This is a genomic window from Hydrogenophaga sp. GW823-FHT04C09 (assembly GCF_058796355.1).
This window is the reverse complement of the sequence record NZ_JBXAIO010000001.1, coordinates 304,779-321,205: the sequence shown is the minus strand read 5'-3', so window position 1 is coordinate 321,205 and position 16,427 is coordinate 304,779. Positions and strand designations below refer to the sequence as shown.

The window sequence follows — 16,427 nt, the reverse complement described above, 5'->3', positions numbered from 1 at the left end:
CTGTAATTCTTCGCCGCAGTCTGATAGGTGACACCATGATCGAACGCACCCTGTTCAACGCCGACCACGAGGCCTTTCGCGACAGTTTCCGCAAGTTCGTGGAGAAAGAGGTCGCGCCACACCACGAGGCCTGGGAGGAGCAGGGCTACGTGGACCGCGCGGTCTGGAGCAAGGCCGGCGAGAACGGTTTTCTCTGCATGACCTTGCCCGAGGCCTATGGTGGCTCGGAAGCCGACAAGCTCTATTCGGTGGTGCAGATGGAGGAGATCGCGCGCAGCGGCTTCAGCGGGATCGGCTTCGGCCTGCACAGCGAGATCGTGGCGCCGTACATCCTGCACTACGGCACCGAGGAACAGAAGAAAAAATACCTGCCCCGGCTCGCCACGGGCGAGATGGTCGGCGCGATCGCGATGAGCGAGCCCGCCGCCGGCAGCGACCTGCAGGGGGTCAAGAGCACCGCCATCAAGCAGCCTGACGGCAGCTACCTGCTCAACGGCAGCAAGACCTTCATCACCAACGGCTGGCACGCCGACCTCGTGATCGTGGTCGCCAAGACCGACCCGAGCGCGGGCGCCAAGGGCACCAGCCTGCTGCTGGTCGAGCGCGGCATGCCGGGTTTCGAAAAAGGCAAGCGCCTGAAGAAGCTGGGCATGAAGGCGCAGGACACCTCCGAGCTGTTCTTCGACAACGTGAAGGTGCCGGCCGAGAACCTGCTGGGTGGCCCGGCCATGGAAGGCCGGGGCTTCATCTGCCTCATGGAGCAACTGCCCTGGGAGCGGCTGCAGATCGCCATCGGCGCGGTGGCGTCGGCGCAGGCCGCGATCGACTGGACGGTGCAGTACACCAAGGACCGCAAGGTCTTCGGCCAGGCCGTGGCCCAGTACCAGAACACGCGCTACACCCTGGCCGAGCTGCAGACCGAGGTGCAGGTGGCGCGCGTGTTCGTCGACAAGTGCTGCGAGCTCATCGTGGACGGCAAGCTCGACACCGCCACCGCGAGCATGGCCAAGTACTGGTGCTCCGACCTGCAGTGCAAGGTGATGGACGAGTGCCTGCAGCTGCACGGCGGCTACGGCTACATGTGGGAGTACCCCATCACCCGCGCGTATGCCGACGCGCGCGTGCAGCGCATCTACGGCGGCACGAACGAGATCATGAAAGAGGTGATCTCGCGCGGGATGGGGCTGGGCGGGCGCTAGAGCGAGACCGTCTTCTTCAGAGCGATGCCTTCGGGCGCCTCGTGGTCCGCCAGCAGCCAGGCCCGGCTGGGGTGGTCGGCGGCGTCCTGCAGCAACTCGCGCAGGAAGCGGATCGAGGGCGCGTCGAGCGCGGCGAAGGGCTGGTCGATCAGCGTGAGCGGTGTGCCCGACGCGAACGCCGCGGTGAGCCAGACCTTGCGCCGGCTGCCGGTGGAGAGCATGTACATCGGCTTGGCCAGGTGCGGCCCCAGCCCGAAGCCCTGCACCAGTTCGGCCATGGAATCGGCGTCGAAGTTCGGGTAGTGGTGGCTCAGGCTGTCCAGGTAGCCCTTGGCCGCCAGTGCGTCGTGCGCCTCGGTCTGCGGGTCGATCCAGAACACCTGGTGGCGGTAGGCATCGTGGTGCTCATCGAGGTGGATGCCGTGGATCACCAGCGAGCCGGCATCGGCGTTCTGGGCACCTGCCAGCAGCCGCAGCAGGGTGCTCTTGCCGCTGCCGTCGTCGCCACGCACCAGGCTGACGCCGGGCGGGATGTCGAACGACAGCCGATCGAACAGGGGCGGCTCGGCCCAGCCGAAGCGCAGGCCCTTGACCTGCAGGACGGGTTCTTCCGGGTCGGCGTTCATGTCGTCAGTAGCCGATGGAGTAACGCAAGCCGTTGTGGTTGAGCACCGCGCTGCGCTGGCCGATGGTCTCCAGCTTGAAGCCGGGCGAGATTTCCTGGCCCTCCTGCAGCACCTTGCCGTTGACGATCAGCATGCGCAGGGCCGGGTTCTTGGAGTAGGTCGAGCCGCTCACGTTGACGGCCGGCAACTGCGCGCGGGCTTCGGGCGAGAGCTCGGCAAAGCTGCGCACGGGTGCGGCGTTGGCCTCCGGGGGGCTGGCGGCGGCCGGGGCCGCAGGCGGTGCCACGGCGGGCGCCTTGGCCGTCGCGGCGGGGGCTGGCGTGGCCGCCACAGGCGGCGCGTTGGCCGGTGATGACGCGGCAGGGGTGGCGGCCGGCGCGGGCGCCGGCGGGTTGCTGGCCTGGGGCCGCTTGGGTGCGGGTTCCACGCGGGGCGGCGCCAGGATGGGCTGCACCGGTTCGGGCGCGGGCATGGCGGGGCTGGGGGCCGCAGGGACTGGGGTCACGGCGGCCACCGGGGGCGTGGCGGGTGGCGGTGGCACGGCGGATGCCGGCGCTGGTGCGGCGACCGGCGTTTCGTCGGCCTGACCCAGCCACCACCACAGGCCGGCGGCGATCAGCAGCGCGGCCAGCACCGCCCCCGCCACGGCGGCGCGGGAGACGCCGCGACGGCGCACGGGTCTGGCCTTGCGGCTGGGGGGCGGCACGATCTGGCTGTTGAGGCCGGGCACGTGGCCGCGCTCGCGCTCCGCTTCGGCGCGTTGAAGGGCATCGAGGATGTAGGACATCGTGGAATGGCCCTCAGGAGCCGGGGCGCGAGAGCCGGGGCTCGTCCACGCCGCTGGCCAGGTTGACCTGCATGAAGGTGATGGGGCCGGCCAGCCCGGCGGCGTCGATGCCGTTGGCGCGCTGGAAGGCCTGGATGCGGGCGGAGAGCTGGTGGGCCGAAGGCGGCACCTTGCCCGCCGTCTGCAGGCCGGCGATGCGCTCACCCAGCCAGTCAGCGGCCGGGCCGGTGCGGCCGTCCACCAGGCGGGTGGTCTGGCCCGGCGGCGTGCGCCACAGGGTGGCGAAGTCGCCGCGCCAGCTCTCGGCCAGGGCGCTGAGCGGCATGCGCCAGCGCTGGTCGCCCGCCTGCAGCGTGGCGGTGTCGTTGGTGAGCGCGGTCACCAGCGCCAGGCCCGACCCTTGGCCTGCCTGGCGCAGGGTGATGATGCCGGGCCGGTCGAGCTGGCGCAGGCCGTTGAGGGTCATGCGGTCGGTGCGGTAGCACTGCAACTGGGCTTGTTGTGCGGCGGTGCAGGGCTCGCCCGAGGCCAGTGGCTGTCCCCAGAGCGGGCCCAGTTCGCGCCAGGCCTCGGTTTCGTTCTTGAGCAGGGCCGACGCCTCGGGTGGGCCGGGCAAGGGGTCGGGGCGGGGCGCCGCGACAGGCGCCGGTGCGGGCGTGTCGGCCGGGGCTGCTGCGCCGGGCGTTGGCGCGGGTGGGGCGGCCACCGCGGCGGGGGCGGGCAGAGGGGCGGCGGGGGCCGGTGTCGCCGCGGCCGTTCTGGGCGCACTGTGGCTCCAGAACCAGAACAGCGCGCCGGTCACCAGCGCGCCCACCACCAGGCCGATGCCCAGAGTGCCCAGCGGCGAAGCCCAGGCGGCCAGCGGCGCGGCGGCCTGCCCACGGCGGAGCTTGGGCATGGGCGCATCGGTCTCGAACACCTCGCCCGCCGCCTTTTCGACCACGGCGCGCTCCACACGGGCCTGGTGGGTGGCGTAGGCGCCGAGCAGGGCACGGTCGCACAGCAGGTTCACGCGCCGGGGCACGCCCCGCGTGATCTCGTGGATGCGCTGGATCGCCTGGTTGGAGAAGGGCAGTGGCCCGCGCAGACCGGCCACCTGCATGCGGTGCTGGATGTATTGGCGGGTTTCGGCTTCGTTGAGCGTGCCCAGGTGAAAGCGCGCGATCACGCGCTGCGCCAGCTGTTCCAGCTCGGGCCGCGCGAGCACCTCGCGCAGCTCGGGCTGGCCGATCAGGATGACCTGCAGCAGCTTGCGCTCGCTGGTTTCCAGGTTGGTCAGCAGGCGAAGCTGCTCCAGCACGTGGGGCGTGAGGTTCTGCGCCTCGTCGATGATGAGCACGTTGCGCTCGCCCTTGGCGTGGCTCTGCAACAGGTACTCGTTGAGCGGGTCCAGGTAGTCCTTGATCGTGGCCGGGCCGATGCCTTCGTGCTGGACCTCGATGTGGAACTCGCGGCAGATCGTCTTGAGCAGGTCGCCGACCGTGAGCTTGGGGTTGAAGATGTACGCCACCCGGCACTGCTCGGGGATCTGCTCCAGGAAGCAGCGGCAGATGGTGGTCTTGCCGGCACCGATCTCGCCGCTGAGCAGCACGAAGCCGCCGCCGCCGCGGATGCCATAGAGCAGGTGCGCCAGGGCCTCCCGATGGCGCTCGCTCATGAAGAGGTAGCGCGGGTCGGGCGCGATGGAGAAGGGGTCCTGCTTCAACCCGAAGAATTCGGCGTACATGGCCCCGAGCATAACGGGGCCGCCGAGGGCGGGCAACGACGCCCGGCCAAGCCGGGCCGGGCATGTGCCGCGGTGCTAGCGGACGGTCAGGCCGCCAGGGCCATGGAGCGCTGCGACGACGAGGCCGGGTACTTCGCGCTGGCCGAGGACGAGCATTCGATGTCGCCGGAGAGCTGGCCGCCTTCCTCGATCACGACCTTGCCGTAACGGATCTTGCCGGTGACCTTGCCCGTGGCGTAGATCACCAGCTTCTGGCGCACCGTGAGGTTGCCATCGAACACGCCGCGGATTTCGGCGATGTCGATCTCGGCCGAGCCCTTGAATTCGCCCTGTTCCGCGATCTGGATCACGCGCGAATCCATGGTCGCCTCGACCAGGCCTTCCACCACGAGCGTGTCGCAGTCGGTGATCTCCACGCCCTTGAGCTTGATGTTCGGGCCGACGGTGAGCTTGCTGCCGCCTTCGGGGGTGGACGACGAGGCGCTGGCGCTGCTCGTGGCGGCGGGGGTGGCCAGGTCCAGGTCGGGGGTGGAGGGGGCCGGGGTCTGCGGCTGGGCCTGCGAGGCGCTGGTGCTGCTGCTCGCGGGCTGGCCGTAACGTTGCGTGGCCATGCCGGTGTTCAGGGTCTTGGGTTGATCGTCTCGTTTGCCAAAATGCAGTGCCATGCCAGCTCCTTCTGTAAATGAAGCGGTCATGCTAAGCGGCAGGCCGATTACATTCTCGGCCGTTCCGTAAGAGGGGTAACGAGATGAACCGTACATGCGGTTTCATTTTTTCGGGGATGACCTCTTGCGGTTTTCCATCTCGCGGATCAAGGCGCGCGCTTCATCGCCTTCGGGAATCGGCCGGCCGCTGTCGCGCCATTGCACCGCGTCCTTGAAGCCCGCTTCCTGCGCATGACGGCGGAACCACAGGCCCTCGGGGTTGTGGCGCGTGATGCCGTCGAACAGCGTGGCCATCTGCTGCGTCTGTTCCAGGCCCATGGTGAGCATGACCTGGTTCACCACCATCTTGTGCATGGCCAGGTGCGAGCGCGGCACGCCCGCGATGCGCTCGGCCAGTTGCATGGTGGTGGCCTCCAGCTGGTCGGCCGGCACGGCCTCGTTGGCCAGGCCCCAGGCCGCGGCGGTGCGGCCGTCGATCACGTTGCCGGTGAACATCATCTGCTTGGCGCGCGCGGCGCCGAGGCGGTAGGTCCACATCGCGGTGGTGGGGCAACCCCAGACGCGCGTGGGCATGTAGCCGATGCGCGCGTCATCGGCCATCACCAGCAGGTCGCAGCACAGCGCGATGTCGCTGCCGCCGGCCACCGCCGCGCCGTGCACCTTGGCGATGGTGGGCTTGGGGCTGCGCCACAGCGCCATGAAGTCTTCGGTGTTGCGCTTCATGAAGGCGTAGTCGTCCATCGGGTCCCAGGGGTGGCGTTCCTGCTGGCAGGGGTGGTCGATCTCGCCCTCGCCGAACATCGAGAGGTCGTAGCCGCCGCAGAAACCCTTGCCAGCGCCTTCGACCACGATCACGTGCACCTCGTCGTCGGCATTGGCCCATTCCACCGCCGCGCGGATCTCGCGCGGCGTTTCGTCGTTGATGGCGTTGAGGCGCTCGGGGCGGTTGAGCAGCAGGCGCGCGACGCGCGGCTGGTTCGCATCCTTCTCGATGCGCAGGGTGTTGAAGCTGGGCATGGTCATGTCTCCTGGGGTTGTTTTTCCCATGATAGGCAGCACCCGGGCCTGCCGCAGTTGCCTCGGAGACAGTGGTATCGATTCCATATGGTTGCACACGCAACCGAAAATGGATAAAGTTGCGCACGCAACCATATGAACGCCATGAACCCAGAATTGCCTTCTTCCATTCCCGTGCTGATCGCTGGCGGCGGTCCCGTGGGCCTGACCCTTTCGGCCCTGCTCGCGCGAGAGGGCATCGCCCACCTCGTGATCGAAGCCGACGAGGGCTACTGCACCGGCAGCCGCGCCATCTGCATCTCGCGGCGGTCGCAGGAAATCCTGGGCTGGGTGGGTGCCGATGCGCCGCTGGTGGCCAAGGGCCTGAGCTGGACAGGCGGCCGCAGCCACTGGCGCGACACCGAGGTGCTGCACTTCGAGATGCCCGCCGAACCCAGCCAGCGCTTCGCGCCCATGGTCAACATCCAGCAGTTCCATGTGGAAGCGTTCGCCCACCAGGCCGCCCAGGCGCAAGGCGAGGCATCGCGCGTGCTCTGGGCCAGCCGCGTGGTGGCGGTGCGCCCGCAGACCGATGGCGTGCAGGTGGAGGTGGACACGCCGCAGGGGCGGCAGACGGTGCAGGCCGGCTATGTCGTCGCCTGCGACGGCGGCCGCAGCACGGTGCGCGAGCAGCTCGGCCTGCAGCTCGAAGGCACGCAGTACGACGGCAAGTACGTGATCGTCGACGTGGTGCAGAAGACGCAGCGCCCGGTGGAGCGCCTGGCCTGGTTCGATCCGCCGTCCAACCCCGGCTCCACCATCCTCATGCACCGCCAGCCCGACGACGTCTGGCGCATCGACTACCAGATCCGCGACGACGAAGACCCGGTGGAGGCGGTCAAGCCCGAGAACGTGTTGCCGCGTGTGCGCAGCCACCTGGCCATGATCGGCGAGAACGAGCCCTGGGAACCGTTGTGGATCTCGATCTACAACGCCAAGTGCCTGACGCTGCCGAGTTACCGCCAGGGCCGCGTGTTCTTCGCCGGTGACGCCGCGCACCTGGTGCCCATCTTCGGTGTGCGAGGACTCAATTCGGGCCTGGATGATGCGGCCAACCTGGCCTGGAAGCTGGCCCGCGTGCTGCGCGGCGAATCGCCCGACGCCTTGCTCGACTCCTACTCCACCGAGCGCGTGCACGCCACGCGCGAGAACATCGCCTACGGCGCCAAGAGCACCGAGTTCATGGCACCGCCGAACTTCGCCTACCAGCTCATGCGCGAGGCCACGCTGCGCCTGGCGGTGAGCGACGAGCAGGTGCGCTCGCTGATCAACCCGCGCCAGTCCTCTCCCATCACCTACGTGGGCTCGCCGCTGAACGCGGCGCAGGCCGGCGGATGGGCGGACGACCGCGCGCGGCCCGGCGCGCCCGCCCCCGAAGCCCTGCTGCAGGGCCAGGGGGCCGCACCCTGGCATCTGAGTGGCCGGTTCGGCCAGGGTTTCGTGTGCCTGGCTTTCGGGGGCGCTGGCCCTGGCCTGAGCGACGCCGGTGTCACGGTGCTGGAGATACCACCCGACATCGACACCCTCGGCCAGGCCTGGCGGCGCTACGGCCTGCGCCGTCCGGATGAACCCGCGCTGGTGCTCGTGCGGCCCGACGGCTACGTGATGGGCCGCTGGCACGGCCTGGACCCCGCGCCCCTGCGCGCCGCCCTGAAAGACACCGGAGTGTTCGCATGACCGATACCGATCTCGACCAGAGTTACAGCGCCGTCTGCGAGGCGCTCTCGCAAGTCGGCGAGGCGCGCGCGCCGATGTTCCTCGCCATGCTCAGCCTCTCGCTCATGAGCCGCTTCGAGCGCGCCGAGCAGGTGTTGCCGCTGATCGCGAACGTGTTGGCGCAAAGCGGGGAGGGGACGGACCATGGGCGCTGAAACCACCTCGCTGCAGGACTTCCTCACCTACCGCCTGCACAAGCTCAACAAGATCACCGACCGCCACAGCAGCGAGGCCTACGCCGCAATGGGCCTGGGTGTGAGCGAGGCGCGCTGCCTGGCCGCCATCGGTGAATTCGCGCCGTTGTCGGTGAACGACCTCGCGGCGCGCGCCAACCTGAACAAGGCCCAGGCCAGCCGGGCGGCGCAGATGCTGGTGGACCGCGAGCTGGTGCTCAAGTCCACCAGCGACGCGGACGCGCGCGGTGTGGTGCTGGTGCCCACGCGCAGCGGGCGGGCCCTGTGGAAGAAGGTGATGCGCCTGATCGCGCAACGCAATGCCGACATCTTTGGTTGCTTGTCCGCGCACGAGCAGCGACAGTTGGAAACATTTTTTGACCGACTGATTGCCCATTCCCGGAAGGACTGCGCCAGCGAGTGACCTGACGCGGTTTATAAAAGCGGCATGAATCCGCTCAACGATCTCGGCTACAAGGCCGACGACCTTCTGGTCCAGGTCACCGAACTGCTGGTGGCCACCTCCGACGGCTCCGACGAACTCATCGACAACGCCGTCTCCGACGTGCTGCGCCTGCTGCGCGAACGCATGAAGATGGACGTGGTGTTCGTCTCCGAATTCACCGATGGCCAGCGCGTGTTCCGCCATGTGTCCCAGGCGCCCGACTCGCCCGTGATCGGCGAAGGCGGCTCGGAGCCGCTGGAGCGCTCCTGGTGCCAGCGTGTGGTCGATGGCCGCCTGCCCAGGTTCATCGCCGACGCCTCGGCCCATCCGCTCGCCTCGGAATTGCTCAGGAGCGTGCCTTTTCCCATCGGCACGCACATCAGCACGCCCATCGTGCTGGAGAACGGCGACATCTACGGCACGCTGTGCTGCTTCAGCTTCCATCCCCAGGACAAGCCCAACACGGAAGACCTGAAGAAACTGGAGTTCACGGCCCGGCTGGCGGCCCAGAAGCTCGATCAGCGGCGCGTGGTGCGCAAGGCGCCCGAGTCGGTGCCGGAATGGCAGCTCAGGCCCAAATGAAGGGGAATGGGGTTGAAGGCCCCTGAAAAGGGGGTGGGCCCGTAAAATCAGGGGTTTTCCAGCCGCCCGCGCTCCGGGTCTGTGCCAGCCCCATGAACGCCCCCATCGACGTCTCCTTCTTCGCGCGCGCCGCCAAGCCGATCACCAGCTACCGCCCCTACTGGGCCAAGCGGTTCGGCGTGGCGCCGTTCCTGCCGATGAGCCGCGCCGAAATGGAGCAGCTGGGCTGGGACAGCTGCGACATCATCCTGGTGACGGGCGACGCCTATGTGGACCACCCCAGCTTCGGCATGGCCGTGGTGGGGCGTGTGCTGGAGGCGCAGGGCTTTCGCGTGGGCATCATCGCCCAGCCCGACTGGACCAGCGCCGAGGCCTTCAAGGCCCTGGGCAAGCCCAACCTGTTCTGGGGCGTGACCGCCGGGAACATGGATTCCATGATCAACCGCTACACGGCGGACCGCAAGATCCGCAGCGACGACGCCTACACGCCGGGCGACGTGGGCGGCAAGCGGCCCGATCGTGCCGCCATCGTCTACAGCCAGCGCTGCCGCGAGGCCTTCAAGGACGTGCCCATCGTGCTCGGCGGCATCGAAGGCAGCCTGCGCCGCATCGCCCACTACGACTACTGGAGCGACAAGGTGCGCCGCAGCGTGGTGGTCGACAGCAAGTGCGACCTGCTGCTATACGGCAACGCCGAGCGCGCGCTGGTCGAGGTGGCGCACCGCATCGCGGCGCGCGAACCGATCGAGCAGATCACCGACGTGCGCGGCACCGCCTTCGTGCGCCGGCCCGGCGACCCGACGGCCGCCGGCTGGATCGAGATCGATTCGAGCGAGGTCGACACGCCCGGGCGCGTGGAAAGCCACATCAACCCCTACCAGACCACCAGCGAACAGGCCCAGGCCCAGGGGCAGAGCTGCGCCAAGGAAGAGGGCGAGGCCGCCGCCGCGCCGGCCGAGGTCAACCCGGCCATCCAGACGCTGAAGTTCGTGCCCAACCCCGCGCTGCAAGGCAAGGGTCGGCTCAAGGTGCCGCCGCGCGAGCGCTCGGTGATCCGCCTGCCCAGCTACGAGCAGGTCAAGAGCGACGCCGTGCTCTACGCCCACGCCAACCGCGTGCTGCACCTCGAGACCAACCCCGGCAACGCGCGCGCGCTCGTGCAGGCGCACGGCGAAGGCACGACAGCGCGCGACGTGTGGATCAACCCGCCGCCGATCCCGCTGACCACGGCCGAGATGGATCACGTGTTCGATCTGCCGTACGGACGCAGCCCGCACCCGGCCTACGCCGACGAACACGGCAGGCACGACGGCGCGACCAAGATCCCGGCCTGGGAAATGATCCGCTTCAGCGTGAACATCATGCGCGGCTGTTTCGGCGGCTGCACCTTCTGCTCGATCACCGAGCACGAGGGCCGGATCATCCAGAGCCGTTCCGAGGAGTCCATCATCAAGGAGGTGGAGGACATCCGCGACAAGGTGGAAGGCTTCACCGGCGTGGTGTCCGATCTCGGCGGCCCCACGGCCAACATGTACCGCCTGGGCTGCAAGTCGCCCGAGATCGAGGCCGCCTGCCGCAAGCCCAGCTGCGTCTACCCCGGCATCTGCTCCAACCTGCACACCGACCACGGCCCGCTGATCAAGATCTACCGCCGCGCGCGCGAGTTGCGCGGCATCAAGAAGATCCTGATCGGCTCGGGCCTGCGCTACGACCTCGCGGTCAAGAGCCCCGAGTACGTGAAGGAGCTGGTGCAGCACCACGTGGGGGGTTACCTCAAGATCGCGCCCGAGCACACCGAGGGCGGGCCGCTGTCGAAGATGATGAAGCCCGGCATCGGCAGCTACGACCGCTTCAAGCAGCTGTTCGAGAAGTTCAGCGAAGAGGCGGGCAAGAAGCAGTTCCTCATCCCGTATTTCATCGCGGCCCACCCGGGCACCAGCGACGAGGACATGATGAACCTCGCGATCTGGCTCAAGAAGAACGGGTTCCGCGCCGACCAGGTGCAGACCTTCTACCCCAGCCCCATGGCCACCGCGACGGCCATGTACCACACCAACCTGAACCCGCTCAAGGGCATCCACCGCGACGACCGCGCCGAGCGCGTGGACATCGTGCGCGGCGACAAGCGCCGCCGGTTGCACAAGGCCTTCCTGCGCTACCACGACCCGAACAACTGGCCGCTGCTGCGCGAAGCGCTCAAGACCATGGGCCGCGCCGACCTCATCGGCAACGGCAAGCACCACCTCATCCCCACCTTCCAGCCGATGACGGACGGCAGCTACCAGAGCGCGCGCCGCAAGAACAGCACGCCAGTGGGCAACAAGGTGCCGGGCGCCCAGCCGGGCAAGGGCCGCCTGCTCACGCAGCACACCGGCCTGCCGCCGCGTGTCACCGGTTCCGCGCCGGCCGGTGCGGGCAAGCGCAAGCCGCGCTGAAACTCAGGCGGCCGGCGCGCCGAGGAACGCCGGCCACAGGATCCAGGCCAGCAGGGCCAGCATGTTGACCGCCACCGTGCCCCAGTAGATCAGGCGGAACGGCCGCTTGCTCGTCTTGTGGCGCAGGATCTGCTGGGCGAACCACGCGCCCGGCCAGCCGCCGGCCACGGCCAGGCCGTGCAGCCAGTCTTCGGGCGTGCGCTGGACTTCGTTGATGGCCGCGTGCTTGTCGCGCCAGTACATGTAGAACGTGACCAGGTTGATCAGCACCACGGCGGTCAGGATCACCCAGGGGAAGCGCCCCATGCCGATGCCGACCAGCCACAGCAGCAGCCAGAAGGCGATCAGGCCCAGGCCGATCCACAAGGGGCGTTCCTCGCGCCGCTTCTGCCATTGCGAGCGCGAGCGGGCCGCCGGCTGGCGGGGTGGCAGCAGCTCGGCGCCGGCCGGCGGCGGAGGCGGCGCGGGCGCCTCGGTGACGATGGCGTTGCGGGCCGGCTCCACCGACAGCGCGCGCGGGCCTTTGCCGCCCACGTGGATGTCGTCGAACATCACCTGCATGCCTTCGCGCGGCTTGGACGGGCCGCTGTAATCGCGCAGGTGAAAGAAGACGTCGGCGGGGATCTGTGGGCAGCGGATGAAGCCGAAGGCCTTCTCGCTGTCCCAGCGCACCACGGTTCCCTGTTTTTTCATGATCGCGTGTGAAAGGTGTCGGGTGGAAAATCCGCTCGGTTGCCATGGTATCCGAAATGGCGCAAAATGCGCCATCCAGGAGATTTCCATGTCGTCTTCCAGCAGCAGCGCATTTTCCTCGGTCAAGTTGCCCGCCGGCCTGGTCCGGCAGGCGCGTGAGGCCGCGCAGCCCCAGCGCCGCTCGGTGGCGGGCCAGATCGAGTACTGGGCCACGCTGGGCCGCATCGCCGAAGAAACGGGCCTGACGGTGCAGGAAGCCCGCGAAGCCATCGCCCGGTACGACGCCGCCGCCCGCCACGCCGAGGCGGCGGCCGATCCGGTCGATGCGATCGAGGCCCGCTTCCTGGCCGCCGAATCCAGCGGCCGCCTGGCCCAGGCCGTGCGCCAGACCGTGCTCGACAACCGCAGCAAGGCACCGGCCGCTCGCCGCGCCGCGTGACCCAGCCGGTTTTCTACCTGCTCGCCGGCCCCAACGGTGCCGGCAAGTCCACGCTGTACCGGGCCGCGCTGGCCACCGGGCTGATCCCGCCCGAGGCCGAGTTCGTCAACGCCGACCTGCACGAGGCCGCGCACCTGCAGCACATCAGCCACCCGTTGAAGCGTTCGCAGATGGCGCGGCAATGGGCCGACCAGCAGCGCGCGGCCTGCCTGGCGGCGGGTGAGTCCTTCGTGAGCGAAACCGTCTTCTCGCACCCCTCCAAGCTCGATCTGCTGGCGGCGGCGAAGGCGGCCGGTTTCGCGGTCGTGCTGCTGGTGGTCTGCGTAGACGAACCGCGGCAACTGCTCGCGCGTGTGCAGCAGCGCGAAAGCGAAGGCGGCCACAGCGTGCCGCCCGAGCGCATCCTGGCGCGTTACCCGCGCACGCTGGCGAACCTGGCGAAGGCGGTCGCGCTCGCCGACCTGGCCTTGCTGTACGACACCTCCGGCCCGCGCAACCGCGTGGTGCAGCCACCGCGCCTGGTGGCGCGTTGCCGTGCCGGGCGCGCGCTGTGGAAGAACCCGGTGCGCTGGCCGGCCTGGGCCGAGCAACTGCTGGCCGAGGTGCCCGAAGGCCCGCCGGCCGCCGCCCATTGATTACAGTGCGGCATGTCCGACGAATCGCAGATCGAAATTCCCCCGTCCTTCCTGGCGCTGTATGTGGCGCCCGGGCGCCAGAAACCCAGCCTGCCGCGCGACGAGCTGGCCGCGCGCTATGAGCTGTGCGAGGACATGGCGCAGATGCTCACCGAGACCGCGCGCAACATGGAATTCGGCCTGGGCATCACCGAGGCCGACGTGCTCGCGCGCTGCCTGCAGGGTTTGCGGGTGGAGCCCACGGTGGTGAGCGAGGCCGAGTCGGTGTGGGTGGTGCACCGCCTGGCCGAACTGCTGGATTGGCGAGCGCCCGAGGGCGGTGCGCCCGTGGCCTGACGGCCGCGACTCAGCGCGACTTGGTGGCGCGCAGCCACACCAGGCAGGCGAAGGCGCTCAGGCCCAGTGCGCTGGAGATCCACAGCGCGCCTTCGCCCCAGCGCTCGAGGCAGGCGCCGAACACCAGCGGCGCAAAAGCCTGCGCCAGGCGCGAGGGCAGCATGATGAGGCCTTGCCGCCGGCCATAGCCCGCGGGGCCGAAGTACACCAGTGGCAGCGTGCCCTTGGCGATGGTCATGATGCCGTTGCCCGCGCCGTGCAGGATGGCGAACAGCGGCCCGGCCACCGGGCCCAGCAGCATCCAGCAGGCGACCCCCAGGGGATGGCCCAGGGCCGCGGCGCGCGCGGCGAACACCGGGTGCAGCCGCCGCAGCAGGCCGAACTCCAGCAGCCGGCCCGCCACCTGCGCGGGCCCGACCAGGGCGCCGATGGCAACCGCGCCGGCCAGGGTGGCACCCCCGGCCATCAGCAGGGCCGGCAGGTGCGCCGCCATGGCCGTGCTCACGAACCAGGTGGCGGCGAACACATAGGCCAGCACACCGGCCGTCCAGCGGTGCGGCGGTGCCTGCGGTGCGGGCGCATCGGGGGAGGGTGGCGCCGCGTTGCGGGCTGGCTCGGGCAAGGGGGAGGCGCGGGGCAGGCTGGCGTTCAGCGGCAGGCCGAGCAACAGGTGCAGGCCGGCCCAGCCCAGGCAGGCACCGCGCCAGCCCCAGGCCGTTTCCATCCAGCCGCTGAGTGGCCAACCCACGGTGCTGGCGAAGCCGGCCAGCAGGGTGATGCCGGTGATGGACGCGCGGGCGTCATGTCCCTTGAGCCGCACCAGCGCGGCAAAGGCGGCTTCGTACAGGCCGCTGCCCATGACGATGCCCAGCAGCAGCCAGCCCAGCACCAGCCCCGCCGTGCCCTGCGCTTGCGACAGCACCGCCAGGCCCGCGGCGGCGAGCAGGCTGGTGCCCGTGAGCACCGGGCGACCGCCCCAGCGGTCGATGGCGTGGCCGGCCCAGGGGCCCAGTGCCGCCGCCAGCAGCATCGCGGCCGTAACCGCGCCCCAGACGTGGGACGCCGGCACGCCCAGGCCCCGGGCCATCGGCGCGGCCAGCAGGGCCGGCAGGTAGTAGGTGGAGGCCCAGGCCAGCGTCTGCGCCGTGCCCAGGCGCAGCACCAGGGGCCAGTCGCGTGCCGAGCCCATGCCGCTGCTCAGGCGATGTCGAAGGCGTGGAAGCCGAAGCGGCCTTGCCGGCGATCGGCGAAGTAGTGTTCCAGGGTTTCCTTGACGGTGCGAAAGGCGATCTCGTCCCAGGGAATCTGGTCTTCGGTGAACAGCCGTGCCTCGATGGTTTCGTGGCCGGGGTCGAAGCGGTCGCTGAGCAGCCGGGCGCGGTAGTAGATGTGCACCTGGCCCACGCGCGCCACGTTCATCAGCGTGAAGATGTCGCCGAGTTCGAACTGCGCGCCGGCTTCTTCATCGGTCTCGCGGGCCGCGCCTTCGGCGGTGGTTTCACCGAGCTCCATGAAGCCGGCCGGCAGCGTCCATTTGCCCCAGCGCGGTTCGATGTTGCGCTTGCAGAGCAGCACGTACTCGCCCGTCTCGCCCCACACCGGCACGGTGCCGACGACGTTGAGCGGGTTCTCGTAATGCACCGTGTGGCAGGTGGGGCAGACGGCGCGGATCTTGGTGTCGCCGTCGTCGGGCAGGCGCATGTCGACGGCGGTGCCGCAGTTGCGGCAGTGTTTGGGGGGTGTGCGCAGCATCAGCGCAGTTTAGCGGGCCGTCACAGGGCGAAAAAAAGCCGGGCTGGGCCCGGCTTTTCGAGGAGGGGAGACTCAGGCCTTCTTGCCGTGCTTGGCGATCAGGGCCTTGGCTGCGTTCAACAGCTCCTGGCCCTTGAAGCCGCGCTTGTCCATGTCCTGCACCCACTCCACTTCCACCAGGCGCGCCTTGCGCTTGAATTCCTGCGCTTCGGCCGAGGGGATGGTGTAGATGGTGTTGCCCTGCTTGACGGCGGCTTCACGGCCGGGCGCATCGCCGGCCTGCTGCACCTTGCCCAGCCAGCCGGAGGTCTCGATGCCCGAGTTCTTGTCGATGACGGCCTTGAGGTCGGGCGGCAGCGAGGCGTACTTGTTGCGGTTCATGCCCATCACGAAGGTGGTGGTGTAGAGCGCGCCGCCAGCGGGGTCGAACTCGCTGTGGAACTTGGTGAGCTCGTGCACCTTGACCGAGGGCACCACTTCCCAGGGGATCACGCAGCCGTCGATCACGCCCTTGGAGAGCGCATCGGGGATCTGCGGCAGCGGCATGCCCACGGGGATGGCGCCGAGGTAGCCCAGCATCTTGGTGATCTGGCGGGTCGGGCCGCGCACCTTGGAGCCGCGCAGGTCTTCCGCGGTCTTGATCTGCTTGCTGCGCATGTGGAACATGCCCGGGCCGTGCACCTGCAGGGCGATGGGCTGCACTTCCTTGTACTCGTCGGGGGCCATCGTGGTGATGTACTCCCAGAACGCCTTGGAGGTGGCTTCGGCGTTGTTCATCATGAACGGCAGCTCGAACACTTCGGTGCGCGGGAAGCGGCCCGGGGTGTTGCCCGGCAGCGTCCAGACGATGTCGACCACGCCGTCGCGCGCCTGGTCGAACAGCTGCACGGGCGTGCCGCCCAGCTGCATGGCGGGATAACCTTCGAACTTGATCCGGCCGCCGGAGTCCTTCTCGACCTTGTCCATCCATGCCTTGTGCATGTTGATGTACACGTTGGACTGAGGTGCCATGAACGTGTGGAACTTGAGCGTGACGCTTTGTTGGGCGAAGCCTGTGAGCGCGGGTGCGCCGAGGGCCACGGCCGCACCGGACTGGAGCAGGGTTCTGCGTTGAATCATGTTGAAAGTCTCCTGGGGTCAAAGAAAAACGGGAAAAGCATAT

18 protein-coding genes are annotated in these 16,427 nt (G+C 69.0%); 9 read left to right on the top strand and 9 right to left on the bottom strand.

What is annotated here, in order from left to right; all coding sequences use genetic code 11:
* The first annotated feature begins 35 nt into the window (after positions 1-35).
* Positions 36-1,199, top strand: a complete 1,164-nt coding sequence (locus tag AC1Q9M_RS01325; protein ID WP_492432059.1) for an acyl-CoA dehydrogenase family protein — start codon at positions 36-38, stop codon at positions 1,197-1,199.
* On the opposite strand, the gene AC1Q9M_RS01320 is transcribed toward AC1Q9M_RS01325, so the two are convergent.
* The 5 genes from AC1Q9M_RS01320 to AC1Q9M_RS01300 form a co-directional block, all read right to left on the bottom strand.
* Entirely contained in the window at positions 1,196-1,825 is a 630-nt protein-coding gene (locus tag AC1Q9M_RS01320) for an ABC transporter ATP-binding protein (RefSeq protein WP_382324489.1), read from the bottom strand. The two genes, AC1Q9M_RS01325 and AC1Q9M_RS01320, sit on opposite strands and share 4 nt — an antisense overlap.
* A 4-nt stretch (positions 1,826-1,829) precedes the next feature.
* A complete protein-coding gene (locus AC1Q9M_RS01315; protein WP_382324491.1) occupies positions 1,830-2,612 on the bottom strand; it encodes a general secretion pathway protein GspB in 783 nt (260 codons plus the stop codon).
* 13 nt (positions 2,613-2,625) lie between these two features.
* The gene (locus tag AC1Q9M_RS01310) at positions 2,626-4,338 is read right to left on the bottom strand and encodes an ExeA family protein (RefSeq protein ID WP_492432056.1); all 1,713 of its coding nucleotides are present in this window, start codon (positions 4,336-4,338) and stop codon (positions 2,626-2,628) included.
* A gap of 86 nt (positions 4,339-4,424) precedes the next feature.
* Positions 4,425-5,003, bottom strand: a complete 579-nt coding sequence (locus AC1Q9M_RS01305; protein WP_382158344.1) for a bactofilin family protein — start codon at positions 5,001-5,003, stop codon at positions 4,425-4,427.
* Between the two features lie 102 nt (positions 5,004-5,105).
* Positions 5,106-6,020, bottom strand: a complete 915-nt coding sequence (locus tag AC1Q9M_RS01300; protein ID WP_492432053.1) for a crotonase/enoyl-CoA hydratase family protein — start codon at positions 6,018-6,020, stop codon at positions 5,106-5,108.
* A 135-nt stretch (positions 6,021-6,155) separates the two neighbouring features.
* On the opposite strand from AC1Q9M_RS01300, the gene AC1Q9M_RS01295 reads away from it, so the two are divergent.
* The 5 genes from AC1Q9M_RS01295 (at position 6,156) to AC1Q9M_RS01275 (ending at position 11,410) form a co-directional block, all read left to right on the top strand.
* The gene (locus AC1Q9M_RS01295; protein WP_492432051.1) at positions 6,156-7,736 is read left to right on the top strand and encodes an FAD-dependent monooxygenase; all 1,581 of its coding nucleotides are present in this window, start codon (positions 6,156-6,158) and stop codon (positions 7,734-7,736) included.
* Positions 7,733-7,930 (top strand): hypothetical protein, encoded by a 198-nt coding sequence (locus AC1Q9M_RS01290; RefSeq protein ID WP_492432049.1) that lies wholly within the window; start codon positions 7,733-7,735, stop codon positions 7,928-7,930. The genes AC1Q9M_RS01295 and AC1Q9M_RS01290 overlap by 4 nt, the downstream gene beginning before the upstream one ends.
* Positions 7,920-8,372: a MarR family winged helix-turn-helix transcriptional regulator gene (locus AC1Q9M_RS01285; RefSeq protein WP_382158340.1), complete on the top strand. Its 453-nt coding sequence runs from the start codon at positions 7,920-7,922 to the stop codon at positions 8,370-8,372. Before AC1Q9M_RS01290 ends, AC1Q9M_RS01285 begins: the two co-directional genes overlap by 11 nt.
* A 24-nt stretch (positions 8,373-8,396) precedes the next feature.
* A complete protein-coding gene (locus AC1Q9M_RS01280; protein WP_382158338.1) occupies positions 8,397-8,975 on the top strand; it encodes a GAF domain-containing protein in 579 nt (192 codons plus the stop codon).
* A gap of 92 nt (positions 8,976-9,067) precedes the next feature.
* A complete protein-coding gene (locus AC1Q9M_RS01275; protein ID WP_444686444.1) occupies positions 9,068-11,410 on the top strand; it encodes a YgiQ family radical SAM protein in 2,343 nt (780 codons plus the stop codon).
* A gap of 3 nt (positions 11,411-11,413) precedes the next feature.
* Here AC1Q9M_RS01275 and AC1Q9M_RS01270 read toward each other — a convergent pair whose 3' ends face one another.
* Entirely contained in the window at positions 11,414-12,103 is a 690-nt protein-coding gene (locus AC1Q9M_RS01270; RefSeq protein ID WP_382324507.1) for a DUF1294 domain-containing protein, read from the bottom strand.
* 88 nt (positions 12,104-12,191) lie between these two features.
* On the opposite strand from AC1Q9M_RS01270, the gene AC1Q9M_RS01265 reads away from it, so the two are divergent.
* The 3 genes from AC1Q9M_RS01265 to AC1Q9M_RS01255 are packed head-to-tail and all read left to right on the top strand — an operon-like array spanning position 12,192 to position 13,513.
* On the top strand, positions 12,192-12,542 hold the full coding sequence (locus AC1Q9M_RS01265; protein WP_382158332.1) for a TA system antitoxin ParD family protein: 351 nt from the start codon (positions 12,192-12,194) through the stop codon (positions 12,540-12,542).
* The gene (locus tag AC1Q9M_RS01260) at positions 12,539-13,177 is read left to right on the top strand and encodes an ATPase (RefSeq protein ID WP_382324509.1); all 639 of its coding nucleotides are present in this window, start codon (positions 12,539-12,541) and stop codon (positions 13,175-13,177) included. Before AC1Q9M_RS01265 ends, AC1Q9M_RS01260 begins: the two co-directional genes overlap by 4 nt.
* 12 nt (positions 13,178-13,189) lie before the next feature.
* Positions 13,190-13,513 carry an ATPase with chaperone activity gene (locus tag AC1Q9M_RS01255; protein WP_100054371.1) on the top strand — a complete coding sequence of 108 codons (324 nt, stop codon included), beginning with the start codon at positions 13,190-13,192 and terminating at the stop codon, positions 13,511-13,513.
* Between the two features lie 10 nt (positions 13,514-13,523).
* Here the strand turns inward: AC1Q9M_RS01255 and AC1Q9M_RS01250 are convergent, their stop codons facing one another.
* The 3 genes from AC1Q9M_RS01250 to AC1Q9M_RS01240 form a co-directional block, all read right to left on the bottom strand.
* A complete protein-coding gene (locus AC1Q9M_RS01250; protein WP_492432045.1) occupies positions 13,524-14,702 on the bottom strand; it encodes an MFS transporter in 1,179 nt (392 codons plus the stop codon).
* An 8-nt stretch (positions 14,703-14,710) separates the two neighbouring features.
* Positions 14,711-15,265, bottom strand: coding sequence for an NUDIX hydrolase (locus AC1Q9M_RS01245; RefSeq protein WP_291116575.1), 555 nt, complete (start codon positions 15,263-15,265; stop codon positions 14,711-14,713).
* Between the two features lie 72 nt (positions 15,266-15,337).
* Positions 15,338-16,384 carry a TRAP transporter substrate-binding protein gene (locus AC1Q9M_RS01240; RefSeq protein ID WP_382324511.1) on the bottom strand — a complete coding sequence of 349 codons (1,047 nt, stop codon included), beginning with the start codon at positions 16,382-16,384 and terminating at the stop codon, positions 15,338-15,340.
* Positions 16,385-16,427: the final 43 nt, after the last annotated feature.